We start from the raw sequence: 12919 nt of genomic DNA on the forward strand, positions 1-12919 counted from the left end.
AAATAAAAAGCGCAATTTTAGCAAATTTAAGGTTAAAATTTTATTTGAAAACTAGAATTTTACGAAGTTGTGATAAATCCGCGCCCGATTTGGACGCGGATTTTTTTTAGTTTTTGACAGCTTTTCCCAAATCCCACATTGGCATAAAGATACCAAGAGCGAGTAGCAATACCATACCAGCCATGAAAAATAGCATAATCGGCTCAACATAGCTAGAAATATTATCAATAATATCGTCAAATTTCTCTTTGTAATAATCAGCGACATTTCCAAGCATTTTATCAAGGTTACCAGCCTGCTCACCAGCGCTAATCATCTGAATAAGCATACTCTCGTAAAGTCCAGTATTCTCAAAAGCCTCCGTTAGGCTAACACCTTGTTGAACAGCGATTTTAACGCTTGAAAGTTTTTCTTTTAGCGTGTGGTTATCGACCATCAAAACAGCCGTATCAAGGGCGTCTGCGATAGGAATACCAGCGCGAACTAGCTCGGTAAAAATCAGCATAAATCTTGACATTGTAGAGTAGAAAATAATCTTACCAAACAAATAAACCTTTAAAATTCCCCTATCCCAGCCGATTTTAAACTGATCGTTGTTTTTATACAGCCATTTAAGACCCACGATTGTAACGATGATACCAAGCAAAATATAGCCACCATAATTGCTAAGCGCACTTTCAATTCCTAGCAAAATTCTTGTAGGAAGTGGCAAATCTGCGCCGAGCTCTTCGAAAATTTCGCGGAATTTAGGCACAACATACATCATCAAAATCGTAAATGCTATCGCCATAACAATCATCAAAGTCATCGGATAGCGCATAGCCTTTTTAAATTTTCTTTGGTTTTCGTAAAGTTCAGTAAGCATAGAAGCTAGCTTGGCAAGTGATTCAGCCATATTACCTGTGGCCTCGCCAAGGCTTACCATTGCTACGACGACATCGCCTAGTTGTGAGCGGAATTTCTCCGCTGATTCAGTAAGGCTAAGACCTGCATTAAGGTCGTCGTTCATCGCGCTAAAAATGCCTTTTAGTGTCTTATCCTCTGTCGCTCTTGCGACCTCTTTAATAGAGTCGTGGATAGAAATACCAGCATTTGTCATAACAGAAAGCTGTCTAATAGCAGCAACTAATGGCAGAGTTTTTACCTTGCCACTACCGCCCATTAAACGACTTACTTGGGTTTTAAAATCGCCTGTGATATTACCCAAATTTTGCGTTTGAGCGCGTCTAGAAATCGAACCGCCTGAGCGTTGTTTCATTAGGTTGTTCGCATTGACCTTGTTATTGACTTTTAGTCGCATTTGCTGGCGTTTTCCACCAGCGTTCATATTTACATTTAAATCTTTCATTGTTTAGCCACCCTATAAATTTCTTCTATACTTGTTACTCCACGAGCCGCACGAATAATGCCGTCTTCAAACATATCGATAAAGCCCTCCTCTTTCGCCAAAGCTCTCATATCGTCTTTCGAGCCACCATTTGCAATCAGGCTTTGCATACGATCTGTAATAGGCAAAATTTCACTTATCATCTCACGACCCATATAGCCTGTCTGACCACATTGATCACAACCAACTGCTTTGAAAAATTTATACTGCTCAGGTAAAAATTCTTTTAACTGATCGAGCATAGATTTTGGCACATTTGTCGGTTGTTTGCAGTGCGGGCATAGCTTGCGCACAAGGCGTTGAGCCTCGACCGCAATAAGCGCACCACTGATTAAGTAACTCTCAATCCCCATATCTACAATTCTTGGTATCGCACTAACAGCGTCATTTGTGTGTAGTGTAGAAAAGACCAAGTGTCCAGTAAGAGCCGCTTGAATCGCGATTCTAAGCGTTTCTTGGTCACGAATCTCACCGATCATTATAATATCAGGGTCTTGACGCAAAATCGAGCGCAAAGCCGACGCAAATGTAAGGCCTGCTTTTTCATTAACATGGACTTGTTGTATTAAATTTACCTGATACTCAACAGGGTCTTCAACGGTAATGATTTTTGTATCGACACTTTTGACATCGTTTAGTGCCGCATATAGTGTGGTTGATTTACCACTACCGGTTGGTCCAGTAACTAAGATAATGCCATACGGTGCGTGCATTGCATTGCTAAATTTTTTAAAGCTTTCTGGGTGCATACCAAGCTTTTCAAGGCTAATGATAACCTTAGATTTATCCAAAATACGCATAACGGTAGATTCGCCATTGATAATAGGCAGTGTAGAGATACGAAAATCGTATTCGCGCCCAGAAATCGTCATAGAAAAACGGCCGTCTTGTGGCTTTCTACGCTCTGCGATGTCCATATTTGAAAGCAATTTCAAACGGCTCACAAGTGGCGGATAAATGTCTTTATCAAAGATAAAAATTTCTTGCAACATACCGTCAATTCTGGTGCGCACGACGCAGTTATTCTCAGTAGGCTCGATGTGAATATCGCTACCGCGCATAATGATTGATTGTTTTACAATCATCTCAATAAGCTGTAAAATCGCAGATGTATCATCGCCTGTGCCACTACCGCCTGTGCTAGCAAGCTCTTTTCTAATAGTAGCGACCAAATCTTTGATACTCTCGGAAAGTTCGAGTTTAGCCATATATTTATTTACTTGATTTGGATCAGCCACAACGATTTTTAGAAGGTGTTTGTTAAAAATCGCTTGAATTCTATCCTGAGCTTCCATATTAAACGGATCAGAAAACGCAACATAGATATTTAAATCGTCCGCCCTTACAGGAATTACGCCAAATTTTTTAAGTTGCGCCATCGGAGCGCGCTCAGATAGTTTAAAATCGATATCAACATCATCTAAATTCATATAGGTTAAATTTTGCTTTTTAGCCAAAACTTGCAAAAATTCTTTTTGATCGATTGAAAATTTCTCACGAACATCTTCGTAATCAATCTGTCTGCGTTTGTAAAGCTCAGCTAAAATCAAGCAAAAATTTTCTTGACTTAAATAGTTGTCGCCGACCAAAACTTCGCCAAGGGTCAAACCAATATCCATTTTCTCCTGAATTTCAGGAACGATAGCTTGGGTTAGGACATTATTTTTTATTAGAATTGAAACAATCTGCTCTTCTATCTTTGTCATATTAATCACCAATAAATTTTAATCGAGCTAAGTTTTTCACCGGCATAGATTGCCACCACCATTTTTTTTACTTCCTCTTCTTCTTTGATAAAAAGCTCGGCTTTTTCGCCGTCATCTAGGGTAAAAACATACACATCGCCTTTTTTGGTGTATGTTTTCTCTACGAATTTATCAAAAATTTCAGACAAAATATAATTAATCTTCGGCGTTCTGATATACGAAATATCCACGCCGTCGCAAAGCGCTAAATAAAGCATTTTCTTTTGGAAAACTATGGTCGAATACAAAGAGGCATTTTCCCTAGTTTCCTTCGTTTTATACAGCATTACCATTGGCACGACTAGCTCATTTACCCTATCCATTTTTAGGCAAGCTTTCGCGTAAGTGTTTGCTAGCGCCTCGTTTTGCTCCTCGATAAAGAGATTTCTAACGCTTTCTTGGCAAATTCTATTGTATTGACCAATTTGATCCCAGTTTCGCACATCATCGACATTGACAGCGAAAACAGAGCCAAAAAATAGCGTTAAAAATAAAAATACTCTCATAGCGCACCGCTTTTGATTTGATTTATTAAATTCGCAATTTCGCCATTTTTAGCCTTAGAATTAAATGTTTCTAGCGCGTAAATAGCGTCATCTTTGCGACCTTTTTTATAATTAGCTTTGGCGAAAATTATCCAGCTATTAATATTGTTTTTATCAATCTCATTTGATGTTAAAGCCCATTTTATCGCATTGTCATAATCTTTTTTATTATAAGCTTCCTCGGCCAAGGAAAGCGAATATTCGATTTTATTTGTCGCATAAAATTTACTCTCCAAACTCTGTCGCTCAGAGCTTAAATTTGAGGTGCGAATTTCAAGGCGAGAACTAATCGGAGCCCTATTTACAGGGGCTGGCGCGTTAGAAGCGACATTTTGTTTTGGCGGCAATGGAGCCTTACCAAAATCAATAATCTCGTTTTTCATCGGTTGGTTGAAATTTTGAGCATTTGGGTTAAAATTTGGCACATTGTTAGCCTGATTAAAACCCTGATTAAATCCCCCGTTTGCAAAATTTTGGTTAGCAAAATTTTGGTTATTGGCAGAATTTTCGTATGTGTTTGTGATCTTAAAACCGCCAGAATCCTCGCTAGATAGCACGCCCACATCGTTGATATTTAAGCTTGGGCGTTCTACATTTTGCACTCGGTTACTATCGTTTGCTGGGGCGCTGATATTATAATCTGCGCGCGAAATTTCACTATTTTGCGCGGCAACCTCAGTTTGCGAGGCAGTATTTATGGTAGGCTGGACCTGCGGCGCAGGGTTTGGCACGACATCGCTTATAGCAGGTTCGTTTTGGATATTTTCGTTTATGCTAGCCATGCTGACTTTATCGTCGTCTTTAAGCAACCAAAAAATCGCGCCGATCGCGATAGAAATCAAAGCCAAAAGCCCTAAAATCGTCTTGTCAAATTTAAATACAAAATTTGGCTTAGATTTCAAAAAGGAAAATTGCTTTTTGTTTTTATTGTATTCTTCCCATTTTTTTTCTAATTCATTAACTTCATAAAATTCAAGCATCGATTATCCCCGTGCCAATGGCCGCCATTTCTATGATTTTATTATTAATTTGAGCAAAACTAATCTCCGTTGGCTTATTTGCCTCGTAATACTCAAACAGCTCATACATTTTATACATTAATTTGTTTATGTTTCTCATATTTCCATCAGTTAAATTTAGGATTAAATCAAAATTGTCATCGCTAAACATAAAATAATATTGCTGAAAACCATGAAAAACTAATTTTTTTTCTATATACAGCTTCACCTCGCCTAAATTTGAGTTTGGAAGCTCTATACTCTCCCAAATTCTGGTTTTAAAATAATCTTTGGCAAGACGGATCTTCCTCATCTGTTTTATGCACTGTAAATAAAAATTTAAATAACCTAGAATCCGCCATTAATCTAATTTTTTCAATCAAATTTCCAGGATAAAGCTGAGCTTCATCGAGCAAGATTACCACCTGCTCCACGGCTGCACCTCCGCCTGTAATACCAAGTCTTTCGCGATAAACTCTCATAAAATTCTCATAGTTATCGATTGGCGCAACTGGGTTAGAGTGGAAAATTTGAGAATAAAGTTCTAAAAAAAACTCTTTTTCATCAAAAAAAGGTTGTGGCACAAATACGACCTTAACCTTTTTTTCCAAATCGACCTTGATTTTATTTAGCAAAAAGGTCTTTCCGCAACCTGGTTTGCCATAAAACAAAATCAGTTTAAGCGGTTTTTGTAGGGCATTTAAAATTTTATGATATGCAAGAGTTGATTTATCGAGATTAACGAAGTCTGAGACTTCGTTATCTTCGATAAATATCTCTTTAATAGAGGTATAAGTGTTACTCATTATTTTTCATAAATTGATTTTGAGTAACCAAGCTCTTTTAGCGATGTAGCCAAAGGAGCGCCTGTATTGTCGATAATATGCGGAGTTACGACGAAAATAAGCTCAGTTGTGCTTAAAATATCAGCTGTACTTTTGAATAAATTTCCTACAAGAGGAATTTCAGCCAAAATCGGAACTCTTGTATTATTTTTAGATTTTGTTTGACCAATCAAACCACCAAGGATTACAGTATCGCCATCATCAACCCAAACTACACTTGAAAGTTTCTTTTGAAGTGTATCAGGAGCGATATTTCTAGGTGTGCTAGTTTTCACATCATCTTCTGCATATTTAAAGCTACTCAAAGACGGATTGATTCTAAGCATAATTCTATTATCATCTGAAATTTCTGGCAAGATATTTAACAAAATACCGATAAAAATAGAGTATTGTGTTTGATCAGATGTGACAGAGCTACCATCACTTGCCGCAGTTAGAGAAGTAGCACTTTCTAGCAATAAATAGTTGATAGTATCACCAACAGAAATAATCGCTGGTTGGTTATTCATAGTAGTTACCTTAGGGCTAGATACAACTTTTGTTTTACCCTTGGTCTCCAAGAAGTTAATCATACCATCAATGCTGAAATTCAAGTTCGCACCAATAGCCCAAGCACCGTTGCTAGTGCTTGTTTTGCCAGACCATGGATTAGCAGTACTGCCAGTAGTAGTAGTTCCGACATTTAACGCAGCATTACCACCAGTGCCATTTGTAATAGTTCTGCCAACTGAATTTCCGAAATTAAACAAACTAGCTGTTCCAGCATTGTCTATGTAAGTATTGAAACCAAGTTGGAATTTACTCCAATCGATACCTGTTGTGTATTCATTGTGCAACTCGACAGAAATAATATTTACATCAAGCAAAACCTGTCTGCCAAGGCGTTTTTGCATACTTTTCAAATAGCTATCAACACGAGCAATTTGAGATTTTGTAGCAGTTACGGTAATCAAACCAGCATTTTGATTGATAATAGGAGCTACGGCTACATATTTTTCTGTGCCGTTATTTAAAATACTAGTGATATCATCACTGATTTTTTCCCAAAAATCAAATTTCTCAGTAGAAGTGATTTTATTATCATCTAATTTAGCATCATCAATATCATCACCTACCTCAATAGGAGCTGAATCAACAGAAGCTTTTGTAGTAGCTACACCCTCTCTTACAGAAGTGATATAATCTACCTTAAATGTCCTTGTCTCTAATGCAGAAATTTTAAGAACATTGTTTGAGTAATCATAGCTAAGGTTGTTTTCTTTAATCAATAAATCAAAAACCTCTCTTAATGACATATCTTTAATGCTAACACCTTGAAGCTCTTTTGCAAGCTCTTCTTGTGCCATAGCATCTTTTGCAACGACAGAAAATCTACACATATCAGATAATTGTGTTAGCATTTCATTTAGCGTTACAACATCATTAACCTTAATATTCAAAGCCTTTCTATCGCAGTTTGAAGCAGCAGATAAACCTGTGACACCAAGCGATAATGCAAGCATAGCAGCTAAGCTAAGTTTCTTACTTATATGTAATAGTGACATTTTGATTTCCTTGTTTTAGTTTTAATTCGATTTTATTATCTTCGTTATTAGCGACGATAACGCTATTGCCAGTTATTTGGACAATCTTATATGAACCGATATAATCACCTAGTCCATACCATTTGTCATTTAATTTAACTTTATTGCCCATGATACCAAGCAACTGATAACCTAAACCTTCTGTTTTTTTCACCACAGGCTCAACAGGACCAGTATTAGCCTCGCGCGGATAAAACGGATCTGGCAAAGATGCGATTTGAGAATCGCTAAGACCCACCCTTGGCTTGTTTAGGTTAGAAAACATACCATTATATCTATCTTGAAATGCTCTTACTTCATCAGACAGACCCTTAGGCTCATCTGCTCCAAAAAGCACACTAGACAAAACAAACGAACATAAAATTATCTTTTTCATTTGTAATTCACTCCCCAGATAGACATACCAACCGTGCCACCAATTTTACCTTCCTCGGTGCCATTGATATCCATCTTATTAACATCTACAATCATTTCTGATTGTTCGATTAAATTTACATATCTAACAACATTTTGAAAAGCACCTTCAAATTTAACATCGATATTCAACAATGCTTCTGGCTTGAATACATTTTTAGCACTAGGCTCTTTTTTAGAGCTAGTAATGCTATGAATTTTGATATTATTATTCTCGGCCAGTGTTGTTAAACTATCCATAAAGGTAGCCCAGTTTTTCTCATTGTATGTTAGCTTTGAAATCTCTGTCAATTTTACATCTAAATAGTTGATTTTATTAACAGCATTTTCCAAATTTGTCTCTTCGCGTTTTAAAACAGCTCTTTCTTGTGCAACTTTGCCAGTAGGATTACCGTTAAAGTCAGTATCATACTCTCTTTGTGATTTTTCCAATTTATCAGTCGCGCTAGCTAAATTGCTTTCACTCTCTTCTAAATATGGCACAGAGTATGTGCTCAACGCAAAGTAAGCAATAACCGCTGCCAAAGCCAAGCCCATATATAAATATGTGTTGGCGCTATTTCCTTTGGCTGCAAACCATTCATCAATTTGATCTAATGAACCTTTTTTTCTCATTAGCGCACCTCCACACTTATATTACTATCATAAACGACACTATCATCTTTGCCTTGCAAGACGATTGTTTCAGTATATACGCCATATTTTGCTTTTTGGCTTATATCTTCTAGCAACTCTGTCATTTGCTTGTCATTTTTAGTATGAACTTCTACGGTGATATTTCTATCATCGTTGCCTATTCTTACCAATTTTCCTCTATTTTTAACAATCATATTAGTAAGATCAAATACAGACATACCCTTCATAGCATACTCATTTTTCTTACTAAAAATTTCGTTAATCAAACTACTGCGATCGCCTAGTTCTTTATTTCTTACGCCAAATTCCTCTTTGACTTTGGCAGTTTTATCTCTGGCTTCTTTGACTTGCGCTCTTGCAGGGACAAGCTCTGATTCTAGCCCCTCATACTCTACTGTTTTCTCATCAGCTATCATATTGTTGTAATAACCATAGCCGAATTGATATGCAGGGTAAGCAGCACCAAGCAACAAACCACCTAAAATATAGCCAATCAATTTACCGCTATATCTTTGATTTAATGGTGGTGGGCGCATAAATGGTGAGTAGTTGTGATCATCATCTGGCTCAGCCAAGTATTGCTGTCCGGCTAAAAACATCAAAGTATCTAGTTGAGTAAGCGGATAATCTTTCGCATTAATCGCTACGCTAAAATTGAAATCTTTGTAGTCGATTTTTAGATTGTTTTCTACAAAAACCTCGATAGCAGGGATTTTGCCGATATCTGTGCCGATATAAATACTTTGAATATTTATATTATAGACCTTAGATATACCGTTCAAAACATCGTTGATATAGTAGAACATATCATCGAAAATTTGAATCATATAATCTCTCTCAGCTGGATTTTCTAAATTTATACCTTGTGTTGCAAGTAATTTAAAGAATTCAGCCTCTTCCATTCTATTTCCGACCAATTCAGAAAATTTGTCGTGCAAGAATTTGAGATTGTATCTAAGCTGTCTTGATTGAAAATATTCACCGTTTTGATAGACGACCAAAAACGCGTCATCTCTTTGCAGATAAACAAAACAATCAATTCCGTCTCTTGTCAAAATTCCACGAGCATAGAGATTTTCGTAAAGAAACGGTGCCATAGCGACATAATCGATGTAATTTGTGCGAGCTGCGATAGCATCAAATTCAGCAGTTAATTTTGTGTTATCGACGACGAATACATTAAATACTCTATCATCGCTGTTAGCACCGATAACTTCGCTATATGTAATTTTATAATCCAGAGCAGTGTCAAGACCTAGCTCCTCATAAACCTTAACGACGATAGTGTCTAACAAATCGTCATCCGCGACAGTCTTGCTTATTTCGACTGTTGTTGTCATTACATCCTTATAAGGTACATAAGAAATGTAAGTCTCTTTCGCACGATTTGATTTAGAAAAATCGTGTTCAAAAACTTCATTTTCACTTAGACCGAATATGGTTTGCGTGACTTTGTTGATTGCAACAACCGAAGTAGCATTTTTACTATTTCTTGCCATAACACTCCACTTCTTTAAATGAAATTAAATATCTACGAATAATAATAAAAATAAAATGAAATGTCAATAGATAAAGTGCCTTTTTACGCCATTTTCATCATTTTTCCACCCTTTTTTTACCAAAACTATTAACTTTAAGTAAATTTTAATGTTTTTAAAGGCGGAAATTATTTTTTTTCCTCTAATTCCTATTCTCTTAATTGTTTCACCATTTTTGCCAATTAAAATTTCTTTATGAGAGTTTGTGTCGGTAATAATCTGGGCATAAATTGAGATTAAATTTGGCTTTTCTATCACTTTTTCGATTAAAACATCGCTCGAATACGGCACCTCGCTATTGGTATTTTCGAAAATAGATTGCAAGATAAATTCGCGGTAAATGTCTTTTTCATTTGTAGTGCTTAAAATTTCAGGATCGTAAAAATACTCATGCTCGGGCAAAAATTTGCAAATTTCATCTAAAATTTGGCGTTTGTAAATATTTTTTTTGATACTAACTGGAATTATGGCTTCAAATTTATCTTGAAATTTTTGATATTCGAGCAGTTTTTTAACGATTTTTTCATCATTTACTTCATCGATTTTAGTCAAAATCACGATATGTTTGGCAGTGGGATTTAGCTCGACAAATTTCGCGTAGTTCTCCACGCTATCATGCACAGGCGCTAAAAACAGCGTCAAATCGCCGTCCCCAATGGCTTTGAGCGCCACTTCGACCATAAGCTTATTCATCAGTTTCTCGCTCTCATGAAGTCCTGGGGTATCGACAAAGATAATTTGATCATCTCCATGCATAACTATGCCGTTGATTTTACGGCGTGTGGCGTTGATTTTGTGCGAGACAAGCGAAATTTGCTCACCCAAAAGATAGTTTAAAAACGAGCTTTTCCCAGCGTTCGTGCGTCCGATAAGTGTAACAAATCCGCTTTTCATTGAAATTTCCCGCAAAATTTAAAGAATATATTTTGCCAAATCGTCGTTATTAACGATTACACCTAACTTTTCGCTGACTAAATTTTCATCAATCACGACCTTTTCGCCACTATGCTCATCGGCTTCGAAGCTGATATCTTCTAGCACCTTTTCCATTATGGTATGAAGCCGTCTAGCGCCGATGTCTTCGACCTGAGCGTTTGCCTGAGCGGCGTATTTGGCGAGTGCTTTTATGCCACTTTCGCTAAATTCTAACTCCACGCCCTCGGTTGCTAAAAGCGCGCAGTATTGCTTCAAGAGCGAATTTTTTGGCTTGGTTAAAATTTCGTAAAGCGCGTTTTCATCTAAGCTTTCAAGCTCCACGCGAAGCGGAAATCTGCCTTGAAGCTCTGGGATCAAATCGCTTGGTTTGCTTATGTGAAACGCCCCGGCAGCGATAAATAAAATGTGATCGGTGTCTAAATTGCCAAATTTCGTGCTCACGCTCGAACCTTCCACAATCGGAAGCAAATCGCGCTGAACGCCCTCTTTGCTCGGATCTTGGCGCGAGCCGTTAGAGCTAACGGCTACCTTATCAATCTCATCGATAAAGATAATGCCCTCTTCCCTAGCCCGTCTCATCGCCTCTGCCTTGACGCTTTCCATATCCAAAATTTTCTCGCTAGCTTCGTTTTTAAGGGCGACTTTGGCGTCTTTGATTTTGAGCTCTTTTTTTGTTTTTTTCGTCGCTATGCCGATGACTTTAATGAAATTTTCTTGCATATTTGCCATTTCTGGCGGTAAATTTGAATTTGATTCTAGCGTATTTTCGCTGATTTCGATTTCGATTAATTTCTCGTCCAAACTCCCGCTAAGCAGTTTTTCACGCATTTTTTCGTAGCTTTTGGCATACTCTGCGTTTTTCTCTTCACTAGCCCCGCGAGGCAATGGCGGCATAAGCTTTTCTAAAATTTTTTGCTCGATATACTCGTCGATTTTGTCTTTGTTTTTTTCAAATTCTTCATTTCTGACTAAATTTACAGCCGCAGCTGCTAAATCTCGCACCATAGACTCCACATCTCGCCCCACAAAGCCCACTTCTGTGTATTTACTAGCCTCCACTTTGATAAATGGCAAACCAAACATTTTTGATAATCTTCGCGCGATTTCTGTTTTTCCCACGCCGGTAGAGCCTATCATAAGGATATTTTTCGGGGTAACTTCGCCTCTCATATCATCGCTTAATCTCATACGGCGATAGCGATTGCGAAGTGCGACCGCTATCGTGCGCTTGGCGTCCTTTTGTCCGATTACATAATCATCTAAATTTTTAACAATTTCCTTTGGTGTCATCATCTATTTATCGTCCCAGATTGCGTAAGTTTTAATGTTTTCGTTTGTGTAAATGCAAATTTCACCAGCTATTTTTAGGCTCTCTTTTACCAAATCCTCTTCGCTTAAAATTCCAAACCTATCCAATGCCCTAGCTGCGCTTAGTGCGTAGTTTCCGCCACTTCCAATGGCCGCTAGGCGACCGTCGTCTGGCTCGACGACATCGCCCGTGCCACTTAGCAAAAATATATTTTTTCTATCCACTACAAGCATCATGGCTTCGAGTTTGCGCAAATATTTATCCTTGCGCCACTCTTTGCTAAATTCCACCACAGCTTTCAAAAGTTCGCCCTTTGCGTTATCAAGGCATTTTTCAAACATATCAAAGAGATTAAACGCATCAGCTGTGCTTCCTGCAAATCCAGCTAGCACGCTTCCGTCTTTGCCTATTTTGCGAATTTTAGTCGCATTGCCTTTGAGGACAGTATTACCAAATGTAACTTGTCCGTCTCCGCCGATAACCGAGCCACTTTTGCCTTTGTAAGCTAAAATCGTAGTTGCTTCAAACATTACTCTGCTACCACTTCTATTTCAAATTTCGCCACAATACCGTGTTTAAATTTCGCCGAAACATCGTAAATTCCGACACTTTTTATATTTTCTACTTCCAAGACCTTTTTATCTATATCGAAATTCTTTTGCTCTTTTAGCGCAGTTGCGATCTCTTCTTTTGTAACTGAGCCAAAAAGTGCGCCATTTGCACCTGCTTGTTTTGCGATTTTTAATCGGACATTTTTTAACGCCTCTTTAAGCTCGGTAGTTTTGTCGATTTCCTCTTTTTCTAGCTCTGCTTCTTTGCGTTTGCCAGCCTCGTATTTACGCAAAACCTCGTTAGTCGCAGCTAGCGCAAAGCCCTTTCCTATCAAAAAATTATTTCCATATCCGTCTTTTACTTCTTTGATTTCACCGGCTTTTCCTAGCCCTTTGACATCTTTTATAAGTAAAACTTTCATTAAATTTCCT

12 protein-coding genes and 1 pseudogene are annotated in these 12919 nt (G+C 37.6%); all 13 read right to left on the reverse strand.

All coding sequences use genetic code 11. The annotated features are described in order from the left end of the window. Positions 1 to 106: 106 nt before the first annotated feature. Positions 107 to 1348, reverse strand: a complete 1242-nt coding sequence (locus tag OFO00_RS00490; protein ID WP_270864454.1) for a type II secretion system F family protein — start codon at positions 1346 to 1348, stop codon at positions 107 to 109. Then, positions 1345 to 3093 carry a GspE/PulE family protein gene (locus OFO00_RS00495; protein ID WP_270864455.1) on the reverse strand — a complete coding sequence of 583 codons (1749 nt, stop codon included), beginning with the start codon at positions 3091 to 3093 and terminating at the stop codon, positions 1345 to 1347. The genes OFO00_RS00490 and OFO00_RS00495 overlap by 4 nt, the downstream gene beginning before the upstream one ends. A 5-nt stretch (positions 3094 to 3098) precedes the next feature. Continuing rightward, on the reverse strand, positions 3099 to 3638 hold the full coding sequence (locus OFO00_RS00500) for a hypothetical protein (protein WP_270864456.1): 540 nt from the start codon (positions 3636 to 3638) through the stop codon (positions 3099 to 3101). After that, complete coding sequence (locus OFO00_RS00505) at positions 3635 to 4657, reverse strand: tetratricopeptide repeat protein (RefSeq protein WP_270864457.1); 1023 nt, start codon at positions 4655 to 4657, stop codon at positions 3635 to 3637. The genes OFO00_RS00500 and OFO00_RS00505 overlap by 4 nt, the downstream gene beginning before the upstream one ends. After that, positions 4650 to 5481: pseudogene (locus OFO00_RS00510) on the reverse strand (AAA family ATPase). Before OFO00_RS00510 ends, OFO00_RS00505 begins: the two are co-directional and overlap by 8 nt. Further along, entirely contained in the window at positions 5481 to 7064 is a 1584-nt protein-coding gene (mshL, locus tag OFO00_RS00515; protein WP_270864458.1) for a pilus (MSHA type) biogenesis protein MshL, read from the reverse strand. Before mshL ends, OFO00_RS00510 begins: the two are co-directional and overlap by 1 nt. Beyond that, positions 7042 to 7368: a hypothetical protein gene (locus tag OFO00_RS00520; protein ID WP_270864459.1), complete on the reverse strand. Its 327-nt coding sequence runs from the start codon at positions 7366 to 7368 to the stop codon at positions 7042 to 7044. Before OFO00_RS00520 ends, mshL begins: the two co-directional genes overlap by 23 nt. A 107-nt stretch (positions 7369 to 7475) precedes the next feature. After that, positions 7476 to 8132: a type 4a pilus biogenesis protein PilO gene (gene pilO, locus OFO00_RS00525; protein WP_270864460.1), complete on the reverse strand. Its 657-nt coding sequence runs from the start codon at positions 8130 to 8132 to the stop codon at positions 7476 to 7478. After that, positions 8132 to 9652 (reverse strand): hypothetical protein, encoded by a 1521-nt coding sequence (locus OFO00_RS00530; RefSeq protein WP_270864461.1) that lies wholly within the window; start codon positions 9650 to 9652, stop codon positions 8132 to 8134. The genes pilO and OFO00_RS00530 overlap by 1 nt, the downstream gene beginning before the upstream one ends. Positions 9653 to 9715: 63 nt before the next feature. After that, positions 9716 to 10585 carry a GTPase Era gene (gene era, locus OFO00_RS00535; protein WP_270858761.1) on the reverse strand — a complete coding sequence of 290 codons (870 nt, stop codon included), beginning with the start codon at positions 10583 to 10585 and terminating at the stop codon, positions 9716 to 9718. A gap of 18 nt (positions 10586 to 10603) precedes the next feature. After that, positions 10604 to 11920, reverse strand: a complete 1317-nt coding sequence (hslU, locus tag OFO00_RS00540; protein ID WP_270864462.1) for an HslU--HslV peptidase ATPase subunit — start codon at positions 11918 to 11920, stop codon at positions 10604 to 10606. Further along, positions 11921 to 12466: an ATP-dependent protease subunit HslV gene (gene hslV, locus OFO00_RS00545; protein ID WP_270858759.1), complete on the reverse strand. Its 546-nt coding sequence runs from the start codon at positions 12464 to 12466 to the stop codon at positions 11921 to 11923. After that, complete coding sequence (gene rplI / locus OFO00_RS00550; RefSeq protein WP_270864463.1) at positions 12466 to 12909, reverse strand: 50S ribosomal protein L9; 444 nt, start codon at positions 12907 to 12909, stop codon at positions 12466 to 12468. Before rplI ends, hslV begins: the two co-directional genes overlap by 1 nt. Between the last annotated feature and the right edge of the window lie 10 nt (positions 12910 to 12919).

Source organism: Campylobacter sp. VBCF_04 NA7 (genome assembly GCF_027737405.1).
Lineage (GTDB): Bacteria > Campylobacterota > Campylobacteria > Campylobacterales > Campylobacteraceae > Campylobacter_B.

What these genes read in the sequence shown, in the direction of transcription:
- OFO00_RS00490 (WP_270864454.1), bottom strand. Translation starts at nt 1,348, where the DNA reads ATGAAAGATTTAAATGTAAATATGAACGCTGGTGGAAAACGCCAGCAA.
- OFO00_RS00495 (WP_270864455.1), bottom strand. Translation starts at nt 3,093, where the DNA reads ATGACAAAGATAGAAGAGCAGATTGTTTCAATTCTAATAAAAAATAAT.
- OFO00_RS00500 (WP_270864456.1), bottom strand. Translation starts at nt 3,638, where the DNA reads ATGAGAGTATTTTTATTTTTAACGCTATTTTTTGGCTCTGTTTTCGCT.
- OFO00_RS00505 (WP_270864457.1), bottom strand. Translation starts at nt 4,657, where the DNA reads ATGCTTGAATTTTATGAAGTTAATGAATTAGAAAAAAAATGGGAAGAA.
- mshL (WP_270864458.1), bottom strand. Translation starts at nt 7,064, where the DNA reads ATGTCACTATTACATATAAGTAAGAAACTTAGCTTAGCTGCTATGCTT.
- OFO00_RS00520 (WP_270864459.1), bottom strand. Translation starts at nt 7,368, where the DNA reads ATGTTTTCTAACCTAAACAAGCCAAGGGTGGGTCTTAGCGATTCTCAA.
- pilO (WP_270864460.1), bottom strand. Translation starts at nt 8,132, where the DNA reads ATGAGAAAAAAAGGTTCATTAGATCAAATTGATGAATGGTTTGCAGCC.
- OFO00_RS00530 (WP_270864461.1), bottom strand. Translation starts at nt 9,652, where the DNA reads ATGGCAAGAAATAGTAAAAATGCTACTTCGGTTGTTGCAATCAACAAA.
- era (WP_270858761.1), bottom strand. Translation starts at nt 10,585, where the DNA reads ATGAAAAGCGGATTTGTTACACTTATCGGACGCACGAACGCTGGGAAA.
- hslU (WP_270864462.1), bottom strand. Translation starts at nt 11,920, where the DNA reads ATGATGACACCAAAGGAAATTGTTAAAAATTTAGATGATTATGTAATC.
- hslV (WP_270858759.1), bottom strand. Translation starts at nt 12,466, where the DNA reads ATGTTTGAAGCAACTACGATTTTAGCTTACAAAGGCAAAAGTGGCTCG.
- rplI (WP_270864463.1), bottom strand. Translation starts at nt 12,909, where the DNA reads ATGAAAGTTTTACTTATAAAAGATGTCAAAGGGCTAGGAAAAGCCGGT.